The following is a 21,538-nucleotide window of genomic DNA, read 5'->3' as shown; positions in this document are numbered from 1 at the left end:
TTCAAACTTTTCTTTTGCCATGACGGAACCTATCAGTTTTGTGTATCTAGATTACATATGAAAATAATCCACCGAGGGTAGATTAATTTAATTTTTTCAAATTTCAAATAGTTTTTTCTGACAGATAAAGGAAGAAATTAAGATGAGTTCTCGATACTGGTGCTGATAGGCAGATTTGAACTGCCGACCTCACCCTTACCAAGGGTGCGCTCTACCAACTGAGCTATATCAGCAACACCAGAAGTCTGGAGCGGGCAGCGGGAATCGAACCCGCATCATCAGCTTGGAAGGCTGAGGTAATAGCCATTATACGATGCCCGCATAGGAACCTGTTCTTAAACTACCTCTAACCGTCAAGAATAAAGTGGTGGAGGGAGCTGGATTCGAACCAGCGAAGGCTGAGCCGTCAGATTTACAGTCTGATCCCTTTGGCCGCTCGGGAACCCCTCCACGAAAATTCTTTACTAAGTCACTTCCGGTAAAAGGAAAGTGGTGCCGACTATCCGAGTTGAACGGATGACCTACTGATTACAAGTCAGTTGCTCTACCAACTGAGCTAAGTCGGCACTGCTTTAGTACGGGGCGAGATTCTAAGGTAAGGTTTATTGTGATGCAACCATAAAATTAAAAAAAATGTGAATTTATGTGTTAAACGCTCACTATTCAGGCAAATCCCCGTATTTTTACTGCTTTATAGCTAATTCACGCCAATAATTCAGTCCTTTAAACACGAGCAAGCTGTCAAACTTAGCATCTATATATGTATCTGCTAACAATTTGCCATAACCACCAGCAAATAATAACTGACACCCCTGTTGGTTAAGATGTTGTTTTGCTTGCTCGATTGCGCCTAGAGTAGCAACCATGGCACCATTTTTTAGGCCATTTGGCGTATTACGCCCTAACTCAGTCGTAAATGGGATTTGCTCATCATCAAACACACGTTGCGTATTTTGGGTAAGTGAAGAGGTCATTAAATCAAGGCCAGGTAAGATCCAACCACCTAGATGCGCACCTTCTTCATTAAGCACATCAATTGTCGTTGCTGTACCGGCATCGATAATAATGCAGTTTTGCTCGGGATATTCTACATACGCAGCGATCACCGCGAGCCAGCGATCAATTCCTAGGTTTTGAAACTGCTGATAAGCACAGGTTAACGTAGCGAGTTTAGCGGTCACCTCTGCTCCAAAGTAAGGAACGGCATATTGCTGCGCCTGTGCTAATAACGGTTTAAGTAGCTCGGTGTTACCCACGCACGCATAGACCAGCTCTGTTATTTGTGACCAAGGTAAATTGCTGAGTTCACAGGTTTGGTAATCCTTACCATCAAACAAAACGGCTTTAATTGCGGTATTGCCAACATCCACTAATAATTTCATAGCTCAGCCTTACGTAATGAAATTTCACCACCATAATAACTTTTCACTTCGCCGTCTTGGCGAATACGCACGCCACCTTGGTTATCAATTCCTTCACAAATACCACGCCAGCTACGATGACCCGTATTGAGCTCAACACACTCACCAGCAAATGCATTTAATTGATTCCACTGTAGATACATATCGTTTAAACCTGATTGCTGATACTGAGCTAAGCGTTTTTCTAAATAAAAGCACAAATAGGCCACCAGCTTGTTTTTATCTAATCCCTGTACATGCTGGCTTAAATCAGTCCATGCTTGATCTATGTGTTGGCTAACACTTTCTGGCATATGTAAATTGATACCTATACCTATTACAAGCTGGCAAGGCCCCTGCGGCTGACCATCAAGCTCAACTAATACACCCGCTAATTTTTCACGGTTTAAGTAGATATCGTTTGGCCACTTAAGCTCTACATCCAATTGATATAAGGCTTTAAGCGTATCGTAAACAGCAAGCCCAACAGCAATAGATACCCCCATAGCAGCTTGCAAACCATCATCCAAACGCCAAAAGTAACTAAAGTATAAGTTTGCGCCAAATGGAGATTGCCAAACGCGCCCACGGCGCCCTCTTCCCGTTTGCTGCATTTCTGCAACTAATACGCTTCCAGATGGCAGTGATACTTCTGTTTGCAAACGGCGCATTAACTCACTGTTGGTTGAGTCAATAATAGGCTGCACTTCAACATTAGCGGTGCTGCCACCTAATTCATTATAATGCCGACCGATTTTATCTTTGTTCAGTAAGCCTGCACTATTATTTAGGCAATACCCTTTACCCGTAACCTTAAATATATCGAGCCCCATCTCCTGCAAAGAATGAATATGTTTACCCACTGCTGCACGGCTAATACCGAGCTGCTCGCCCAATTGCTGACCAGAAATAAAACCACCGGTATTTAAAGCTTGTAAAATAGCGAGCTTATTTCCATCTGGCGCTTTCATGATGAAGCTCCCAATTCAATGTGGCATTCATGTTCAGCATTGATCAGGCGTACTTCATGCTGTAAAGCAATCTGATATTTATGCCAAATCTGTTGTTGTACATGCTTTACCATGGCAATTAAGTCATCACCTTTACTATTACCATGGTTTACTAGCACTAACGCTTGCTGCTGATGCACTTCAATACCGGCGACCTTAAAACCTTTTAACCCAGCTTGCTCAATCAACCACCCTGCTGCGACTTTATGATGCTCAGCATCCACAAAGTAATGAGGTAGCTCTGGGTAGCTTTTTAAAAGTAACGCAAGTTGCTCATTCCTGATCACTGGGTTTTTGAAAAAACTGCCTGCATTCGCAAGTTCACTGGGGTTTGGTAGTTTACTGTTTCTGGTTGTGATGATTTGCTCAAATACCTGCTGTGGAGAGGGTTCTGAAAGCTGTTGCAATGGTCCATAACTCAGAACTGGCTGCCATTTTTTAGGTAACAGCAACCCTACTTGGGTGATTACAGCTTTGTTCTTCAGTGTATGCTTGAAGATAGACTCACGATAGCCAAATTGGCATTCGCCTTTAGTTAAGCGCTTTATGGTTTTGGTTGCAATATCAAAGTAGTCGACATAACTCACAAACTTTTCAAGTTCTACACCGTAAGCACCTATATTTTGCACTGGTGCAGCACCAACAGTCCCAGGTATTAAAGCAAGGTTTTCAAGCCCAGGCATGTCATTAGCAATAGTCATAGCAACTAATTGGTGCCAGTTTTCTCCGGCTGCAATGTGTAATAAAAAGCCATCGTTTTGCTGCTCTATGTCGATGCCCTTCGTATTCATGTGGATCACAGAACCTTGGTAGTCAGATAAAAACACCGTATTACTGCCTTCACCTAAAATACAAAACGGCGCAGAAAAGTCTGTGCTTAAAAGCTGATTCACTTCATCAATTTGATAAAAATGCTGGCATTGGCTTGGCAAAGAAAAGGTATGAAAAGATTGCAGGGACTGAGCCACAAAACGCCTCAAAGGTTACAGGTAACTAATCGCATTAGTGTAACCTATCGTCGCAAAATACGCATTAGATTGTAAAAATCACTCAACCCACTGCACTAATCATGTTATAAAACGGGCTCTTTTTCATTTCCGTTCCAGGGTTATTATGAAGTTTAAACCATTACTTTTAAGTCTTGCTATGGCCGGTGCTTGCTCTCAAGCAACTGCAGATGCAATCAGCCAGCACACTTACGCAAACTTAGATGACGTAACAACCACTCACCTACTACTAGATTTAGATGTTGATTTTGATGACAAACAACTAGAAGGTTTTGTTGAGCACACGCTAGATTGGCACAACGCAACAAGCAAAACACTGGTACTTGATACACGCGATTTAGATATCGACAAAGTAATGTATCAAGATCAAAAAGGCAGCTGGCACAAAGCTGACTTCACCCTTGCTGCACGTGATGACGTAAAGGGCTCAAAATTAACAATTAAATTTAAAAGCCAAGCGGTTAAAGCACGTATTTATTACAACAGCCGCCCAGAAGCTTCAGGTTTACAGTGGTTAACGCCAGAGCAAACAGCCAGTAAATCACACCCATTTATGTACAGCCAATCACAAGCAATTCATGCTCGTAGTTGGATCCCAGTACAAGATACGCCAGCAATGCGCGTAACCTACTCGGCACGTATTCACACTCCTAAAGACATTCGTGCGGTAATGAGTGCTGATAACAAAGATGCACTTTATAAGGACGGCGATTATCTATTTAATATGCCACAACCAATTTCGCCATACTTAATCGCAATTGGTGCAGGTAATTTAGAATTTAAAGCCATGTCTAAGCAAACGGGTATCTTTGCTGAGCCAACAATTTTAGATGCATCAGTTGCTGAGTTTAACGACACGCAAGCGATGATCGATAAAACTAACGCGATGTACGGAGAATACGCATGGGGTCGTTATGACTTATTAATGCTACCGCCAAGCTTCCCATTTGGTGGCATGGAAAACCCTCGTTTATCATTCATAACACCAACGGTTGTTGCTGGCGATAAAAGCTTAGTAAACCTAATTGCTCACGAACTTGCTCACTCTTGGTCTGGTAACTTAGTAACCAATGCGACGTGGGAAGACTTATGGCTAAACGAAGGTTTCACGTCTTACGTTGAAAACCGCATTATGGAAGAAGTGTTTGGTCGTGACCGTGCAGTTATGGAACAAGCGCTTGATGCAGCAGGCTTACGTGCATTACTTAAAACTCTACCAGCACCAGATACGCGTCTTAACTTAAAACTTAATGGCCGCGATCCTGATGATGCATTTAGCTCGGTGCCTTACACTAAAGGTCAGCTTTTCTTAATTTATTTAGAAAACAAATTTGGCCGTGATAAGTTCGACCCATTCGTAAAGGGTTACTTTGACCAATTTGCGTTTAAGTCGCTTACAACAGCGCAATTTGTTACTTACTTAAAAGCTAACTTGATCGACAAATACCCAGGCGTTGTGAGCATGGATAAAGTTAATGAGTGGATCTTTGAGCCTGGTTTACCAAGCGATGCCCCTAACCCAACGTCTGATGCCTTCGATAAAGTTGATGCTGTAACCAAAACATGGTTAAACGGCGAAATTAGCGCAGCCCAATTGCCAACAGCGGATTGGTCAGTTCACGAGTGGCTACACTTTTTGAATAACCTACCTCGCGATTTAAGCATCGAAAAAATGACTGAGCTTGATAACCAATTCAACCTAACACAGTCAACTAATGCAGAGCGTGCTTTCACATGGTTTATGCTAGCGGTAGGTAATGGTTATCAACCAATTTACCCAGCGCTTGATGAACACCTATCAGGCATCGGTCGTCGTAAATTAATTGTGCCACTCTATAAAGCACTTATTAAAAACGGTAAAAAAGACTGGGCGCATGATGTGTACTTAAAAGCACGTCCGGGTTACCACCCGCTTGCACAAGGTACTGTTGACGACTTATTTGCAAAGTAAGTCATCAAACACAAAAAAGGCGCTGCAATCAGCGCCTTTTTTAATTATTTTATTAGTTACTTACTTTTTGTAAGAACGCACGGCGCTCTTCTGGGCTTGCTTGTTGCCACCAAAACTCAAGCATCGCAGCCGCACTTGGCATATTTTTCAAACCCGCTTGTCCGCCGGGTACTTTTGCAGGCAATGTGACAGGGACAGCAGTCGCAGGCTTGTTGCTTGTACTTGTAGCAGCAACTGGGGCACTGGCTACAGCTTGTGCAGGCGTGCTAGATGCACGATAGCTAACTATCGAGAGTGGCACAGCAAGTTCACTGCCCTTGGCTTTTAAGCTTACTTGCGGTGATTCAGCAAACACTTCTGCCGCAACAGCATTACTGGCACGATTAAACACTAGGTCATAGTCTTTGCCGCTCTCTACTGTGAGCTCAACCCAGAATGGCTCTGACTCAACAACTTGGTGGTCATCATAACCTTGCTCGTAAAGATCGGTATATTTCATCTTCACTTGGTAAGTACCAGGAGCAAGTTCAACATCGTCAACACGACTGAAAAACGACTGCTCAATAAGTCGCTCTCCGACTTGTAAAGGTACAAACTCTTCTGGAAAGTGAATAGTCTCAGCGACACTACTTAAACTATTTAATAGCATTAACGCACTACTCAGTAATACTAACTTACGCATGTTCACTCCTTGGTTGTTCAATTTACGGCAGTTTCAGTTTGACACTGCAAATAAAGTTTGTCATTAGTGGGCGGTCATTTAACCACATTTATAAGAGAGCTAAGTATGAGCCAAGAGACTATTTTTACAAAGATTATTAACCGAGAGATCCCTGCTGATATTGTATATGAAGACGAGTTGTCTTTAGCTTTTAAAGATATTAACCCACAAGCCCCTTTTCATGTGCTGATCATCCCAAAAACACCAATAGCGACGATTAATGATGTTACAGAAGAAAATGCATCTTTAGTCGGTCATTTATATGTGGTTGCTGCCAAACTTGCCAAACAGTTTGGCTTTAGTGAAGACGGTTTTCGCGTCGTAATGAACTGTAATGACCATGGCGGACAAACTGTGTACCATATACACCTACATATGCTGGCAGGTAAAACAATGGGCTGGCCTCCGTATCAAGACAAGAAAAAAACCAATCTCTAATATTTTAGTATGTAAAAATATGTAAAAGGTAGAACAAAGATACTGTTTTTGTCTATAATAGTGACAGATCAGCTAGTTAATGTATTGCAATTAGTTAACTAGCTGTATTTTTTGACACAAAATAGACACAAACTGTACTTTTCCTGCACAAGTCTCAGAAATTTCTAATACGAAAGGGGTGGATTGCGTGATAGGATGCAATTGTCAACTTTTTTCAAGAGTGAATAAATATGAGTAGTTCAGCCTTTTTATTATTAGATCCAGAACCGATTAACACGATTGGTGTAAATGTATTAGAACCATTGTTAAAAACACAAGGACTTACTGTGACAACTGGTACTGATATTTCTGAAGTACCTGAAGGCACACGATTGCTATTCATTGAAACGTCAAGTACAGATCCGTGGGGAAAACTAAAGGAGCAATTAGTTAATCTACGAATTAAATGCGATATTGTTTTATTTAATCTAGATGAAAACCCAGAACTAGCTAATCGCGCTCTTCTAAGTGGCATAAGAGGTGTATTTTACACCACGGATAACGCCGATGTGCTAATGAAAGGCATTCGTTTGTTACTTGAAGACCAACTCTGGTACCGTCGTGATATTATGTGTAATGCACTTAACCGTATGTTGCAGTTTAACAAAGACGCACTACATAAATTAACAGACGGTGATATCGAACCAGTTAAGCTTACCAAACGTGAAAAAGCTATTATTTCATTAATGAGTAAAGGTTCGAAAAACAAAGAAATAGCTGAAGATTTAAGTATTAGTCCGCATACAGTGAAAACTCACTTATACAGTGCATTTAGAAAAACTAAGTGTCGTAATCGTATTGAGTTACTATCTTGGGCTCAGCAAAACATTCCTGACGAAATTCGTTAAACGAAATACCCTACTTGTTAAAAACAGACGCTACTGCGTCTGTTTTTGTTTCTGGTTGCTAATCACTGTAATTGACTTTATGCTCAAACTGATTGCCAAACACTGGAAATACAATGCTCGACTCAGCTACTTTATATTACGCCAGCGCTGCCATGATGGCAGTAATGACCCTTCTTAATTACCTTACTTGGCGAACCAACAATAAGACTCCGGGCACCTTACTCTATATTTTTTATCCACTTGTGATGTTTGCATCAGTAATGAGTTTTGCACTACATGGCCATATTAATAACCTTGCCAGTGTTGCCATTGCAAATACTCTACTGTTTAGTGCCTCAATCATCCATGTACTCGCAATTTGTCAGTTTTTGAATGCCAAATGCGTTGGCTTTAAAACCTTTGTTTCGATCACAGTCGCTTTAGCTATCACTATGATTTACCTTGCTACTGACAGCGCAGAGTTACGCAGCCGAATATTGGTTTCTGACCTTCAACATATTGTTGAATCATTGTTTTTACTGGCTTTGTTTATTCGTAATGGCCGTAAAAGTTACCCTAATGGCAGTATTGTTTATATTTTAATTCTCAGCATTATCCTAGCGGTGTTTACTGGCCGTACTTTAATGATGGGAGATATTACAACCGCCAACCTATTATCTGCAGACTGGTTTAGTTTCACTTTATTTATTAATGGCGTAATAGCTCCAATGTTCTATGCTACAGGCATGGCACTACTATGTAATGAAAGGCGTGAGCAAAACCTTAATCAACTCACCGAAAAAGCCCATAAAGATTTAGAAATAAGAGGTTTGTTCTTATCAACTATTAGTCATGAAATTCGCACACCGTTAAACGGTATTTTAGGTAGTGCACAGTTGATCATGAACCAATCGAGTGACCCCCGTGATAAACCTTATTGCGAAGCAATTATTAACTCCGCTGAATCATTAAATTTATTAGTAGATAAAGTTCTCGACTACGCCAGCTTAGATCAACGAGATGAAGCACTTTATGAAGAGGATGTTGAGTTTAAAACTTGGCTAAATAATCTTTGCCTACTTCTCAGCCCCCTAGCAGAACAAAAACACTTAAAGTTTGAGTTGATATATGATTTGCCAGAACAGGCATGTTATTACTGCGACCAACAAAAACTCAGGCAAGTTATTATAAACTTAGTAGGTAACGCAATTAAGTTTACTGACCAAGGAGCCGTAAAGATTCATGTGAAGCTTCTTAATGAAGGCCAACTAGACCACCTAGTTAGAGTAAGTGTGATTGACTCAGGCCCTGGTATTGAAGATGAAGAAATAGCCTACCTCACTGAACCATACGTGCAAAGTAGTGCAGGTAAAGAGAAAGGAGGCACAGGCCTTGGCTTAGCAATTACCAGCCGGCTACTCGAAAAGTTAGGCAGTAAACTCAACATAGAAAGTGAGCTTAAAAAAGGCAGCACTTTCAGCTTTGATATTTCACTTGCTATTGGTGAGCTTAGCTTAGTTGAACAGCGTCACCAATCAAAGGATTATGTTACTGGCCTAGACGTGTTATTAGTTGAAGATCTCGATTTAAATCAGAAAATTGCCATCGAATTTATGGCTGATGATGAGCACAAGATAAAACTTGCAAAAGATGGCAATAGCGCGATTGAACTGATGCAAAAACATCACTTTGATGTGGTATTACTCGATATGAATTTGCCTGATTTAACAGGGCAAGAAGTCTTAAAAAAGCTAAAAAATATCGACCATTTAAATCAACGCACGCCAGTATTAGCATTTACCGCTAGCCTCAGTCCAGATGAAATAAAAGAGTATTTATCACTAGGTATAAAAGATATTGTAGGCAAACCAATAAAGCAGCAGAAATTACGTCAAGCTCTGAGCGATTCACAAACAAACCAATCTGCGAGTATCGCGGTGGAATTACGAGATACACTTTACGATGAAACGGCAGCTGCTACATTGATAAGCTCATTCAGCGAGGATGAGGTATCATCGATTTACAATGAGTTTGTTTTATCTGCTAGAAATAAACTCATTCGCTGTCAACAACTTGTAGATGATGATAAAGAGCAGTGCATCAAACTGATTCACCGTCAAGCAAGCACAGCATTGCAGCTAGGATTTAATCGATACGGTACAGAGCTGAAGCGCATCGAACGTAAGTTACTTGATAACAAGCCCTTAAAAGAACTATTAACCGAAGCCCTAATACTTTGGCAAGAAAGTCTACAAGCTTACCTTAAGCATGCTAGGCGTGAGTTATCATAGCGGTAAGCGAGCATTGTAGGCGCGATTTTATATCGCGCAATATTCAAAAGATAACGCGCGAAATAAATTTCACGCCTACATCAAAACATGGAACGACTTTAGCCGTGAAATGTTTTTCGGCGCTAAAGTAGCGCCTTGGCTAAAGCCTACAAATAACACGATTCGGCTTCAAACTGATTGTGATATGATTACTTAAGACTTACTTTTTCAGGCATAAAAAAACACGCTTTCGCGTGCCTACTTATCAAACTCATTTAATTTTAATCTTCAATTTCAGTTGGTTGCGGGAGCCGGATTTGAACCGACGACCTTCGGGTTATGAGCCCGACGAGCTACCAGGCTGCTCCATCCCGCGCCTGAAATTGTAGATTTATTTAAAGTTGCTTTACATAACAACTTGGCTTCCAATTCAAAAAATTGGTTGCGGGAGCCGGATTTGAACCGACGACCTTCGGGTTATGAGCCCGACGAGCTACCAGGCTGCTCCATCCCGCGCCTGTATGTTTAGAGTCCCAGAAGCCGGATTTAAACCGACAACCTTCGACTTCAGGTATTAGCGAGTCCGACGAATGATTTATCATTCTGCTCTATCCCGCGCCTGTAATCTCTAAGTAACATGAGCATGTTAACGACGCCCTGTTTCAGAGAGAGCGCTATCATATAGCAATAAGATTAGAAATCAAGGGTTATAGTGACAAATTTAACTCAAGCGAACAAAAAGCACACAAAACAAAGTTAAAATGCACGCTGATGAGGACTAATCATTTTTTGCCACTCCCAATCGGGGTGACCCATCACGATAAAATCAGGGTTTTCTGTGCTTTCTCGTTGATTGTAAGTTAACGGATTGAATTCAGCATCGGTAATGCAGCCACCGGCCTCTTCGACAATCACTTGTGACGCACCAGTATCCCACTCACCAGTTGGTCCGATACGTAAAAAGCAATCAGCTTTACCCTCTGCAATAATACAGGCTTTTAATGAGCATGAGCCTAATGCTACTGTCGCAAACTGAGTGTTTAAATACTGACTGACCGCTTCAATTTTTTGTCTGCGGCTTACTGCTAAGGTTAAATTATCGGGTGTTGCTACTGAAATTTGTTGATCTTGGCCATTTTCACGTTTAAATGCGCCATTTTGATAACTTGCAAAATAAGTCACTTGTTTCGCTGGCCAATGAATAACACCCAGCACTGGGCGATTATTTTCAACTAAAGCGATATTGACGGCAAAATCACCGCTTTCAAGTATAAACTCCCCGGTACCATCCATAGGATCAAGCAACCAATAACGATGCCAATCTTTTCTATCTGCCAGCGCTGGGATCGGGGTTTCTTCTGACATAATTGGAATGTCGGGGGCTATGCTCTTCAAACCCGCCATTAATACATCATTTGATGCTAAGTCAGCCTTGGTGACCGGAGTATGATCTGACTTTTGCTCAGCACCAATATCATCCTGCTGATAAATGGCCATAATGGCATCGCCTGCTTGCTCAGCTAACCGAATACACGGTTCTAAAAAATCATTCATTGCCCGCTCCCGACTCTAAGTACTTTGTTAATAATAGCAAAGCTGCGACACTTCGTGCTTCAGTAAAGTCTTCTTGTTGCAATAATGATTGCCAATCAGTTATTGGCCATTTTACAACGACAAGCGGTTCTGGCTCATCACCAGGTAAGGTTTCAGGATAGAGATCTTCAGCATACAAAATATGCATCGTGGCATTAAAGTAACTTGGCGCCATGCTGACTTTTTTTAGTTCAGCGAAATGCTTAGCACCAAAACCAACTTCTTCTTTAAGCTCCCGGTCTGCAGCTTGCTGAGGTGTTTCGCCTGGGTCAATTAAGCCCTTTGGAAAACCCAACTGATAATCATTGGTGCCTGCACAATACTCTCGCACTAATAACAGTTCGTTATCGGCCGTTACTGGCACTATCATCACTGCACCTCTGCCACCGCCACGAATTCTTTCGTATTGCCTTTGTTCATCATTTGAAAACTTCAATTCGAGAGACTCAACAGTAAATAGTCGACTTTTAGCGACAACTTCATTAGACAAAATTTGCGGTGGTGTAGGATGCTTTTTCTGTGTCATTGGCATTAATTTGCTATCATGGCAGTTATGCTCATCATAAATCTTTTAAAGTGAATTGCCTATGTTAAATTGGTCAAAAATCGATACTGTGTTGTTAGATATGGATGGCACCCTACTCGATTTGCATTTTGATAATTACTTTTGGCTAACCGTTATTCCCGAGCAATATGCGCGTAAACATAAAATCAGCTTAGACGCAGCAAAAGCTGACATTTTGCATCGTTATCAACAAGTTCACGGACAAATTAATTGGTACTGTTTAGATTATTGGCAACAGCAACTTGATTTACCAATTATGGCGCTGAAACGTGACATTCAACATTTAATCAGAATTCGTGAAGATGTTCCGCCGTTCTTAACTGAGCTTAGAAAAGCAGGCAAACAATTGATCATGCTTACTAACGCGCACCCAGATTGTGCCATGTTAAAGTTTGAACACACTGCTATCGATAATTACTTAGATGGGGTGATCTCAACTCACCAATATGGCGTGAGTAAAGAGCATCAACCATTATGGCAACAAGTACATCAAGAATGGCAGTTTGATAAGGAACGGACTTTATTTGTGGATGATAGCCCCGCCGTGCTAGATGCGGCAAAAGAGTTTGGTATTGGTCATATACTTGCGGTTGCCAACCCTGATAGTCAGCAACCGCATAAACAGTTCGATGGCTTTTTATCGACCATCGATTTTCGCGAGTTTATACCCGTTAAATAATTACTTCGGGTAACGCTGCTCTAAGCCTTGGTATACAAGTTTTGCAAAATCTGCATGCTCTGTATCTAGGCTTTTTACCACTTCAACTAAGTGCTCGTTATCTTCTTGGCCATTCCACACTTTGATATAACTACCATCTTTGTAGCCATGATCTTGGCGGAAGAAGTTCAAGGTATTTTTACCAACATAGCCACGGTATAAGTCATCGATATCCATACCAATTTGCGCCATACAACCTGCAAATGCGGCTGCATTAAAACTCTTTTCAGCGACTGCTGACCCAGCTAACACTTCGAGTGTTTGTTTAAAGTCATCTGCCTGAACTGGCGCACTTAACTCAGCTTCTAGTTGTGCAGCTAACTGCTCATAGCTGGTTTCACCATCAATACGTAAAGATAAACCAAAATGGAAAATATCAACTAACTCTAAAATAACTTGTTCTGTATCTGGGGTTTGTTTTTTCCACCACTTCCAGCCGTAGTGGTCAAGCATTTCAGCACACTCAACCCAAATTGCACGATACCATTCAAAACCTTGGCTAAACCATTGCTCATGAACTTTAGTATTCATCGCATTTTGCATCTCGAGCATAACAACGAGTTTTTGTAAATTAGCAGACATTCTTTATCCCAACTTGCATTTTCAATTATGTATATACTACAGATAATTTTGTCATTGATGAAATAAAAACACATATGATCAGGTCTGCTTTGCAGTTGATAAAAATAACCGAGGAAACCCATGTTTAAATCTCTACTCATTAGTGCACTATTTGTACTATCAAGCCAAGTTATTGCTGCGACTGCAACCAATATTGCCGAATCAGCAGAGCAAGTTAGCCCATTATTACCCGGCTTAGCAGTGCCAAATATTGAGTTAAAAGATCAATACGGTAAAACCGTCTCACTCGCTGAGCGTTTTAAAGAAAAAACGACTGTGCTCATTGTTTATCGTGGTGGCTGGTGCCCATATTGTTCAAAGCAATTGGCCAATGTCCAAAAAATTGAGAAAGAGCTAGCGGATTTAGGAGCACAGATAATTGCCGTTTCGCCAGATAGTCCTGAAAAGCTCGCTGAATCAAAAATTACTTCACCAAACTATCAATTATTGTCTGACGACAGCCTTTTGTTGGCACAAAAGTTAGGTTTAGCGTTTTACTTAGATGACAAAACAGCAAAGATTTACCGCAACAAACTTGGGGTTAACTTTGTCTCGTTAGAGGGCGAAGTGAAAGTAGCGTTACCCGTACCTGCAGTGTTTGTTATAGACACTAATGGGTTAGTTAATTTTCAATACGCCAACCCAAATTACAAAGTACGCTTAACAGAAGATTTATTACTAGCGGCTGTTAAATCAGTGAGCGAGCAATAAATTAGCAACCGATAAGCAGAATATGCTTCTGCTTATCGGCCTTGTGTAAATTCTTGCCAAGATTCAATTAAATCAACAAAGTCTTCAAAACCACAGCCACTACACAAGCCTTCTTCTTCAAGCATTAAATCATCATCTTGGTAGGCAACTAAGTCTTCGTTGTCTTGATGTAACGCATGTGCTTCGAATAGCGCTTCGTCTTTACTTAAGATCAAATCAATTTCTTGACCTTGTAAGGTTAAAGGCTCATGACTGCTCTTAACCGCGGAGATTAATGCTTGTACCATCGCGATTTTTTCTTTACCGATTTCTTCGTTTAGCCAACGGCCTATGACGGCATGTTCAGAGGAGATTTTAATGCGTAAACCGCTAATAGGATCGCGGATAAATTGATATTCCATGGAGGGTACTCTTAATACGTTATCTGCTAATTATACCGTTTGCAGCTAAACGTGGCGAGTTTTGTAGTCTTAAATCAGCACGAGCGCCAACGGGGCGCTCGTGTTTATGCTATTTAAAATAGCTAGAGTCGCGATTTGAAGCGCGCAGCATCAATAATCGCCCATAGGTATACGATTGGCAGTAGAATAAAGCCAACTGCAACGTAAATTAGTGCCCCACTGATAACCCATGCTAAAAAGAATGCAATAGCCGCCATTAAACGGCCTTGTACCAATTGCCCTAAACCAGGAAAAAAGATATTACATATTGCTGCGATTACATTACCGCCAGAACCTTGCTCTGCCATACTAACCTCTGTAGTTTTTAATGATTATACTTTTAGTAAACACACTTTATGCCAACTTATTATGGCTTACAAATCAAAGTGTTAAAAAGTAGCGTTATTTTGATTTTAGTTTTTTTTGCTAAAAATCGGTCAAATTCACAATTTTAATACTTCAATTTTAATGACTTGCCAAAATAGCTGTTTATAAAAACAGTATTTTATTTAGCCTTGCATAAACACCTGTTATACTCCACCCATTATAGATTGAAAAGGCGTAACGATGGACGTTTCTGAATTACTCGATGGCTTAAATGACAAACAACGGGATGCAGTCGCAGCCCCATTGCAAAATATGCTAGTACTTGCAGGTGCAGGTTCTGGTAAAACTCGAGTACTTGTTCATCGCATCGCGTGGCTCATGCAAGTTGAGCAAGCTTCTGCATACAGTATCTTTGCGGTAACCTTCACAAATAAAGCCGCAAAAGAAATGCGCACTCGTGTAGAAGAAACCTTAAAAGCACCTGTTGGCGGTATGTGGATTGGTACTTTCCACGGCTTATCTCATCGTATTCTGCGCGCCCATCACCGTGAAGCGAACTTGCCTGAAAGCTTTCAAATTTTAGATTCTGACGATCAACAACGTATGATCAAACGCTTACTTAAAGCGATGAACATCGATGATAAAAAGTGGCCAGCAAAACAATTTGGTTGGTATATCAGCGCGAAAAAAGATGAAGGTCTGCGACCTAAAGACATTCAAGCCTACGATATTAATGAGCAAATGATGCTAAAAGTCTATGCTGCATATCAAGAGGCTTGTGACCGTGCAGGTTTAGTCGACTTTGCAGAAATACTGCTGCGCTGCTACGAAGTACTTAAAAACCACCCAACACTTTTACGTCATTATCAACAGCGTTTTGCCCATATGCTGGTAGACGAGTTCCAGGATACCAATACGATTCAGTACGCTTGGTTAAAATTACTCGCAGGTAACACCAACAGTATTATGATCGTAGGTGATGATGACCAAAGTATCTATGGCTGGCGTGGCGCAAAAATTGAGAATATCAAACGCTTTTTAACTGACTTCGAAGCCGAAACCATTCGCCTTGAACAAAATTACCGTTCAACGGCAACAATTTTGAAAGCTTCAAACGCGCTGATCAAAAACAATGCTGAACGCATGGGCAAAAGCCTGTGGACAGACGGCAATGATGGTGAGCCGATTTCAGTTTACGCTGCGTTTAATGAATTAGACGAAGCGCGCTTTGTTAGCAGCAAACTACGTAGCTGGCTAAATGCAGGTAATGCATTACAAGACGCCGCGATTTTATACCGTAACAATGCGCAATCTCGTGTACTCGAAGAAGCAATGCTACAAGAAGGTTTAAAATACCGTATTTACGGCGGTATGCGCTTCTTCGAACGCCAAGAGATCAAAGATGCACTTTCGTATTTACGCTTAGTTGGTAACCGTCAAGATGATGCAGCTTTCGAGCGCGTTATTAACACCCCTGCTCGCGGCATTGGTGATAAAACACTAAGCCACATTCGTGATTGCGCGCGCAATGAGTCATTGCCACTTTGGTATGCCGCTAAAGCTATTATCGAGCAGCAGCACTTATCTGGCCGTGCAGCAAGTGCCGTGACTAAATTCTTAGAACTTGTTGAGCATATCGAAGATAAAATCAGCGATCTCACCTTAGAAGAGCAAGCGAAATACGCCATTCAAAGCTCGGGGTTAATGGCAATGTATCAAGCTGAAAAAGGTGAAAAAGGCCGTGCCCGCGTAGAAAACTTAGAAGAGCTTATTAGTGCTTGTGGTCAATACGAACTCCCTGAAGATGAAGAGTTCAGCTCACCACTGCAAGGCTTTTTGGCATATACCTCTCTAGAATCTGGCGAAGGTCAAGCTGACGAGCACGAAGACGCGGTGCAAATGATGACACTGCACTCAGCAAAAGGCCTAGAATTCCCGCTGGTATTCATGGTGGGTGTTGAAGAGGGCATGTTCCCATCACAACAAAGTAATGAAGAGTCTGGCCGCTTAGAAGAAGAACGCCGCCTCTGCTATGTTGGTATGACTCGCGCGATGGAAAAACTATACATTAGCCACGCAGAAAGTCGCCGTTTATACGGCCAAGAAAAATACCACAGCCCATCACGCTTTTTACGCGAAATGCCTGAAGACTGTATCGAAGAAATTCGTATTAAAACACAGGTTTCAAGGCCACCTGCGGCAGGTCGTTTTAGTCCATCAGTAACACATGCCGCATTTGAAGATAGCGGCTTTAACTTAGGGCAACGCGTATTACACGCTAAGTTCGGTGCAGGAACCGTACTCAATTACGAAGGTAGCGGCGCACAGTCACGTATTCAAGTGAACTTTGATGACCTAGGCAGCAAATGGCTTGTAACACAGTATGCAAGACTTCAAGCCTTATAATGAGTATATAACAGCGCTATGTAATGAGCTGGTGATTGCAAAGCATCGCCAGCTTGTCATTGTGCAAGGCAGCGAAACTTGGTGCTATCAGTTTGCAAACCAATTAGCGCTAAAAAATACCTATGTTTTCAGTAGCAGCTCATTATTAGCAAATAGTGAGTTCCCAAAACATGCTCACCAGATTCTTGGTCAAGAGTTTCAACACGCAATTTTTGATGGTTTTAGCGGTTTATATGCCGATAAACTCGCCGCGCTTGCCGGTACCGTAAAAGCAGGCGGTGTACTGATATTATTGCTGCCCGATGACGATAAGTGGCAAGACCCAGCACTCACAAGTATCACCTCTTATGGCGAAGAAATTAAACACAGCTTTTTTAATCAGCGCTTTTTCGCCAAGCTAAAATTGCAGCCACATTATTTTACTAAGCACTCGCCTCCTGCTTACCAATCTATTTCGCCAGCAACTGCTGAGATAAATTATCAGCAACAACAAGCATGTGTTGAGCAAATTATTAAAACCGCAACAGGGCGCGCTAATCGTCCTTTTGTGATCAGTGCAGACCGAGGTCGTGGTAAGTCAGCCGCTTTAGGGCTTGCAGCAGCAAATCTTCAAGATAAAAGAATCCTAATTTGCGCCACCCAAGCCAAAGCCGTACAAACAAGCTTTAAGCATTTAGCCGCTGAGCTTGGTGTTAGCAAAGAGCAAAACTGTAAGCAACTAGCTAACCTTAGCTATATTGCGCCAGATACACTGCTACATGCAAAACCTGATTGCGATCTGTTATTTGTCGACGAAGCAGCAGCGATTCCGGTTCCTATGCTATTGCAGATCCTAAAAAGCTATCCACGGATCGTATTTGCCAGCACTATGGTTGGTTATGAAGGAAATGGACGTGGTTACACGTTACGTTTTTTACATTACTTACGTAGCCAATTTAAATCGCTAAAGGCAATTACTTTGGATGAACCTATTCGTTTTGCCAAGTATGACCCCCTCGAAAATAGCCTACGCGAACTATTACTACTCGATGCAAAGTACCTAGAAACTCAGAGTGGTAAGTCTTACCAATTTGAAAACATAAGCAAAGAGCAACTCATTGATGATGAGCAGCTGCTTAGCCAAATTATGGCGCTATTGGCGTTGGCTCATTACCAAACCACGGTAAACGACTTACGCCACTTGCTTGATGCCCCAGAGTTACAGCTTTTTATCTGCAAACAAGAAAATGCATTAAAAGCCGTTTGCTTAATTGCTATTGAGGGTGGCTTAACGCCTGAGATTGCAGAGCAGGTTATAAGAGGAAAGCGTCGGCCACATGGTCATTTAATGGCGCAAACTCTGACTCAATTAAGCCGAAAAACAGAAGATTTGTGTAAACACTCAGCGAGAGTCGTGAGAATAGCTGTTGCACCTGAATGTCATCAGCAAGGTATAGGCTCAGCCCTGTTAAACCACTGCGAAAGCCAATTAAGCAATTGTAGTTATTTTGGTGCCAGCTTTGGCGCAAATGCGACATTAATTAAGTTTTGGCAAAGTAATGGCTTCAACGTTGTTAAGCTTGGATTTAGTCATGACAAAGCAACGGCAGAACATGCTGCCTTAGTGGTTAAAGCATTAGATAAGCAAACGACAGATAGCGCAGCACTGTTAATAGAAGAGTTTAAGCAAGATCTCTCTTTGCAGCTCCTTGATCACTTTAGCTCACTTCCTTGGCAGCTTATTGCAGAGCTATTCAAAGGCTTACCAAAAAGTGATCTATCTTCTGCCTTAGATGCAAGAGCTGAGCGGCTGTTAACTGGTGATATTAACCTCTTCCAAGTACAGCCATTGCTATGGCAAATACTTTGGAGCACACCAATTAGTCTAAATTTATTAGATGAACATACAAAGTTCATCCTTATTCGACTAGTATTACAGCAAACCTCTGTAAATAGCTTAATCGAAGAAGCCGGTTTTACAGGTAAAAAAGACTTAGACTCACAGTTCAAAACCGCAGTGCAAGGTTGGTATGCTCACTATAAATCACTTCAAAATCACAGCCATTAAGTGTTTATGTATTTGTACCTTGCTACTACCTCAGATAGCTTTAGCTGAACACGCACAGCCTACCATTAAACTCGGGATGTCCACTGCGCTCACTGGACCCGCAAAGCAAATAGGCGAACAACTGGCGCTTGGCAGTAATATTTACTTTAATAAAATCAACAAAGAAAACGGTATTAATGGGCAAAGTATCGATCTGATTTTAGCTGATGATGGTTATGAGCCAAAAAATACCGTAGTGAATACTCGCGAGTTTTTATTTGATCAAAAGATCCATGCAATTTTTGGCTCTATGGGCACACCAACAGCCCATGCAATTAAACCTATTCTGGATAGGCACCGCATTCCATTTCTAATGCCATTTACAGGCGCTGATTTTTTACATAATAGCTCAATGCCAAATGTATTTAATCTTCGTGCGAGCTACCAAGATGAAGCCATAGAGCAAATTAATTATTTCGTGAAAGAGCGTAAGCATGAAAAAATTGGCTTGATGATCCAAGCCGATGAGTTTGGCTATATGGTAGAAAACAACCTTGTTAATGAATTAAAAATACATGGTATTAAACCTGTAGAAGTCGCTCGGTTTAAGCGCAATAGTGATGATATTTCAAAAGCTTTAGCGCTTCTAAAAGATAGTAAAGCAACCGCAATTTGTTTAGTCGGCACCTACGAGCCTCTCGCTGAATTCATTAATGCAGCAAACAAACAAAGCTTCAACCCAGACTATACTTCGGTGTCTTTCGTTTCGAGCCATGATTTATATCAGCGAGTTAAACAGCCCGCCAACATTATGGTCACTGAAGTAGTACCTGACCCTAATAACTGTAAAAACTCTTGGTGTAAGCAATTTATTGAAGATATCGAACCTTATCACACGAGTGCGAATAGAATTATATTTGAAGGTTATTTGAATGCCGTTGCATTGGTTAGCGCTGCCCAAAGATGCCCAACGCCACTAAACAATCAATGTCTGCTGACCGAGCTAACTCACCTCTTCACTGACACATCTGAATTCGCTGATTTATTTAATAGTCATAGTGCTGGAAATAATAAAAAAATCTACCGCTCCTATTTCAAAAAGTAATTTTGTAAATCCATCACTAAAAACATAATAATGTTCTATGCTATAAAGACTTTACAAGGCTTTGAGGGAAATATGGATCTGATTAATTTCCGAGTTGGGCACAAGACTATTTCATTAAAAATTCTTGATATTCTTCTAACTGAACGTTATGAGGGTAATTTAACGTCATTGCCCAATGAAAATAAGAGCTTTATCGGGGTCAAAGATTATATGGACACGCCGACCCCCATATTTGATTTGGGGGTAGTTTTAAATAACAGGTCAACATACGAAGTAAATGCCGCGCTTTCAGAATTATTAGTTGAAAGAGAAAAAGAGCACTTAGAATGGCTTAATGTATTAGAAAACAACCTATCTACTGGAACATCCTTCACAAATTCGCTAGATCCAAGTAAGTCCTCATTTAGTCGCTGGTACAAAGATTTCGAGACTGATAATGAAGATCTTAAGAGCATTGTTGCCAAACTTGAAAAGCCCTACCATGCACTACATGTTATGGCTAGCGAACTTCTAGAAGTACGGAAAACACAGTCAAAAGATTCTGTAATTATTTTATTTGAAGAAAAAAAACGACAAACTCTTAATCAGCTAAACCGGTTGTTTGAATCGGCCCGAGAGCAGATAAGCCTTGATTACAAGCCAATCATCATTTTTACAACTAAAGACGGTGTAACACCTCATATAGGGCTTCTGGTCGATAAAGTCGAAGACAATATTAATGTTAAGAAAGAAGATATCAAACCTTTAGAGCAGCTTACCTCTGTTGGTTTTGATGTTGACCCACAAACTAAAAACATGATGCGCGGGCTAATTAAAATGAAGCATAAACACAGCTTACTATTAGACCCAAGCGCCATCTTCCGCCCAGAACACCTCATGCGCCACGAAGCAGAAGAAACCGAAGAGTATGGGCTTTTTTAGCCGCTAGTTAGCAAGTTTGAAAGGGTAAAGTTAGTGAGGGGAAAGTTGAAAGGCCTGGCGTAGGTTGGGTAGAGCGGAGCGAAACCCAACACATCACAGAGCTATCAGCTTTCAGCCGTCAGCGATCAGCCGCGCGGTGTGGGTGTTTGGTCCTGCGTCATCCTCTGGTTCTAGGCAAAGTCTACTTGTAGGAATGGCTTTAGCCATGAATATGTTTGTTATGGTCTGAAATCGGCACTGAAGTGTCTCCTACGGGGTTATTGCTGAGGGAGGCTCTGTACTAAACAACCCAACAGTTCGACTTTACTCTTGCTAATACCATTCCGCTTAAATATCTGATCTAATATAGGCTATATAAAATCACCGGCTAATAACATTGAATTCAAACATATCTGAACAGCTTTTAGCGCTTTCTCGAAAAGACCCAACCCAACGAAAACGC

Annotated in this window: 19 protein-coding genes and 6 tRNA genes; 10 read left to right on the top strand and 15 right to left on the bottom strand. The window is 41.3% G+C overall.

Annotated elements, in window-relative coordinates; genetic code table 11:
- Positions 1 to 157: 157 nt before the first annotated feature.
- From CWC02_RS17840 to murB, 7 genes are all read right to left on the bottom strand, one after another.
- Positions 158 to 233 (bottom strand) — tRNA-Thr (locus CWC02_RS17840).
- 13 nt (positions 234 to 246) lie between these two features.
- Positions 247 to 321, bottom strand: a tRNA-Gly gene (locus CWC02_RS17835).
- Between the two features lie 44 nt (positions 322 to 365).
- Positions 366 to 450 (bottom strand) — tRNA-Tyr (locus CWC02_RS17830).
- Between the two features lie 40 nt (positions 451 to 490).
- A tRNA-Thr gene (locus CWC02_RS17825) sits at positions 491 to 566 on the bottom strand.
- A gap of 117 nt (positions 567 to 683) precedes the next feature.
- A complete protein-coding gene (locus tag CWC02_RS17820) occupies positions 684 to 1,382 on the bottom strand; it encodes a type III pantothenate kinase (protein ID WP_138619632.1) in 699 nt (232 codons plus the stop codon).
- Positions 1,379 to 2,371 (bottom strand): bifunctional biotin--[acetyl-CoA-carboxylase] ligase/biotin operon repressor BirA, encoded by a 993-nt coding sequence (gene birA / locus CWC02_RS17815; RefSeq protein ID WP_138619631.1) that lies wholly within the window; start codon positions 2,369 to 2,371, stop codon positions 1,379 to 1,381. The genes CWC02_RS17820 and birA overlap by 4 nt, the downstream gene beginning before the upstream one ends.
- Complete coding sequence (murB, locus tag CWC02_RS17810) at positions 2,368 to 3,378, bottom strand: UDP-N-acetylmuramate dehydrogenase (RefSeq protein WP_138619630.1); 1,011 nt, start codon at positions 3,376 to 3,378, stop codon at positions 2,368 to 2,370. Before murB ends, birA begins: the two co-directional genes overlap by 4 nt.
- Before the next feature lie 145 nt (positions 3,379 to 3,523).
- On the opposite strand from murB, the gene CWC02_RS17805 reads away from it, so the two are divergent.
- Entirely contained in the window at positions 3,524 to 5,368 is a 1,845-nt protein-coding gene (locus CWC02_RS17805; protein WP_138619629.1) for a M1 family metallopeptidase, read from the top strand.
- Between the two features lie 52 nt (positions 5,369 to 5,420).
- Here the strand turns inward: CWC02_RS17805 and CWC02_RS17800 are convergent, their stop codons facing one another.
- Positions 5,421 to 6,050, bottom strand: a complete 630-nt coding sequence (locus CWC02_RS17800; protein ID WP_138619628.1) for a DUF2057 domain-containing protein — start codon at positions 6,048 to 6,050, stop codon at positions 5,421 to 5,423.
- Between the two features lie 105 nt (positions 6,051 to 6,155).
- On the opposite strand from CWC02_RS17800, the gene CWC02_RS17795 reads away from it, so the two are divergent.
- The 3 genes from CWC02_RS17795 to CWC02_RS17785 all read left to right on the top strand — a co-directional run bounded on the left by CWC02_RS17795 (position 6,156) and on the right by CWC02_RS17785 (position 9,684).
- Complete coding sequence (locus CWC02_RS17795) at positions 6,156 to 6,527, top strand: histidine triad nucleotide-binding protein (protein ID WP_054554869.1); 372 nt, start codon at positions 6,156 to 6,158, stop codon at positions 6,525 to 6,527.
- Positions 6,528 to 6,757: 230 nt separating this feature from the next.
- Positions 6,758 to 7,414 carry a helix-turn-helix transcriptional regulator gene (locus tag CWC02_RS17790; RefSeq protein WP_054554870.1) on the top strand — a complete coding sequence of 219 codons (657 nt, stop codon included), beginning with the start codon at positions 6,758 to 6,760 and terminating at the stop codon, positions 7,412 to 7,414.
- A 113-nt stretch (positions 7,415 to 7,527) separates the two neighbouring features.
- The gene (locus tag CWC02_RS17785) at positions 7,528 to 9,684 is read left to right on the top strand and encodes an ATP-binding protein (RefSeq protein WP_054554871.1); all 2,157 of its coding nucleotides are present in this window, start codon (positions 7,528 to 7,530) and stop codon (positions 9,682 to 9,684) included.
- 278 nt (positions 9,685 to 9,962) lie between these two features.
- On the opposite strand, the gene CWC02_RS17780 is transcribed toward CWC02_RS17785, so the two are convergent.
- The 4 genes from CWC02_RS17780 to nudE form a co-directional block, all read right to left on the bottom strand.
- Positions 9,963 to 10,039, bottom strand: a tRNA-Met gene (locus CWC02_RS17780).
- Positions 10,040 to 10,102: 63 nt separating this feature from the next.
- A tRNA-Met gene (locus tag CWC02_RS17775) sits at positions 10,103 to 10,179 on the bottom strand.
- A 240-nt stretch (positions 10,180 to 10,419) separates the two neighbouring features.
- On the bottom strand, positions 10,420 to 11,217 hold the full coding sequence (gene cysQ, locus CWC02_RS17770) for a 3'(2'),5'-bisphosphate nucleotidase CysQ (RefSeq protein ID WP_054554872.1): 798 nt from the start codon (positions 11,215 to 11,217) through the stop codon (positions 10,420 to 10,422).
- Positions 11,210 to 11,782: an ADP compounds hydrolase NudE gene (nudE, locus tag CWC02_RS17765; RefSeq protein WP_171037179.1), complete on the bottom strand. Its 573-nt coding sequence runs from the start codon at positions 11,780 to 11,782 to the stop codon at positions 11,210 to 11,212. The genes cysQ and nudE overlap by 8 nt, the downstream gene beginning before the upstream one ends.
- 61 nt (positions 11,783 to 11,843) lie before the next feature.
- Between nudE and yrfG the strand changes: the two genes are divergently transcribed.
- Positions 11,844 to 12,500, top strand: a complete 657-nt coding sequence (gene yrfG, locus CWC02_RS17760) for a GMP/IMP nucleotidase (protein ID WP_054554874.1) — start codon at positions 11,844 to 11,846, stop codon at positions 12,498 to 12,500.
- Here the strand turns inward: yrfG and CWC02_RS17755 are convergent, their stop codons facing one another.
- Positions 12,501 to 13,121: a dUTP diphosphatase gene (locus CWC02_RS17755; RefSeq protein WP_138619627.1), complete on the bottom strand. Its 621-nt coding sequence runs from the start codon at positions 13,119 to 13,121 to the stop codon at positions 12,501 to 12,503.
- Between the two features lie 120 nt (positions 13,122 to 13,241).
- Between CWC02_RS17755 and CWC02_RS17750 the strand changes: the two genes are divergently transcribed.
- Positions 13,242 to 13,871 carry a peroxiredoxin-like family protein gene (locus tag CWC02_RS17750; RefSeq protein WP_054554876.1) on the top strand — a complete coding sequence of 210 codons (630 nt, stop codon included), beginning with the start codon at positions 13,242 to 13,244 and terminating at the stop codon, positions 13,869 to 13,871.
- A 32-nt stretch (positions 13,872 to 13,903) separates the two neighbouring features.
- Here CWC02_RS17750 and CWC02_RS17745 read toward each other — a convergent pair whose 3' ends face one another.
- Together CWC02_RS17745 and CWC02_RS17740 are read right to left on the bottom strand one after the other, a co-directional pair.
- Positions 13,904 to 14,272: a YacL family protein gene (locus CWC02_RS17745; RefSeq protein WP_138602657.1), complete on the bottom strand. Its 369-nt coding sequence runs from the start codon at positions 14,270 to 14,272 to the stop codon at positions 13,904 to 13,906.
- Between the two features lie 122 nt (positions 14,273 to 14,394).
- Positions 14,395 to 14,619: a hypothetical protein gene (locus tag CWC02_RS17740; protein WP_054554878.1), complete on the bottom strand. Its 225-nt coding sequence runs from the start codon at positions 14,617 to 14,619 to the stop codon at positions 14,395 to 14,397.
- Between the two features lie 259 nt (positions 14,620 to 14,878).
- Here CWC02_RS17740 and uvrD point away from each other — a divergent pair, with 259 nt between their 5' ends.
- From uvrD to CWC02_RS17720, 4 genes are all read left to right on the top strand, one after another.
- Entirely contained in the window at positions 14,879 to 17,044 is a 2,166-nt protein-coding gene (gene uvrD, locus CWC02_RS17735; RefSeq protein WP_054554879.1) for a DNA helicase II, read from the top strand.
- Complete coding sequence (locus CWC02_RS17730; protein ID WP_138619626.1) at positions 17,022 to 19,091, top strand: GNAT family N-acetyltransferase; 2,070 nt, start codon at positions 17,022 to 17,024, stop codon at positions 19,089 to 19,091. The genes uvrD and CWC02_RS17730 overlap by 23 nt, the downstream gene beginning before the upstream one ends.
- Entirely contained in the window at positions 19,054 to 20,175 is a 1,122-nt protein-coding gene (locus CWC02_RS17725) for an ABC transporter substrate-binding protein (protein ID WP_138619625.1), read from the top strand. Before CWC02_RS17730 ends, CWC02_RS17725 begins: the two co-directional genes overlap by 38 nt.
- 72 nt (positions 20,176 to 20,247) lie before the next feature.
- The gene (locus tag CWC02_RS17720) at positions 20,248 to 21,096 is read left to right on the top strand and encodes a CZB domain-containing protein (protein WP_138619624.1); all 849 of its coding nucleotides are present in this window, start codon (positions 20,248 to 20,250) and stop codon (positions 21,094 to 21,096) included.
- The last annotated feature ends 442 nt before the right edge of the window (positions 21,097 to 21,538 follow it).

This window comes from Pseudoalteromonas sp. S2721, assembly GCF_005887425.1.
Taxonomy (GTDB): Bacteria; Pseudomonadota; Gammaproteobacteria; order Enterobacterales; family Alteromonadaceae; genus Pseudoalteromonas; species Pseudoalteromonas simplex.
The sequence above is the reverse complement of the archived record's forward strand: the minus strand, read 5'-3'. Positions and strand labels throughout refer to the sequence as shown.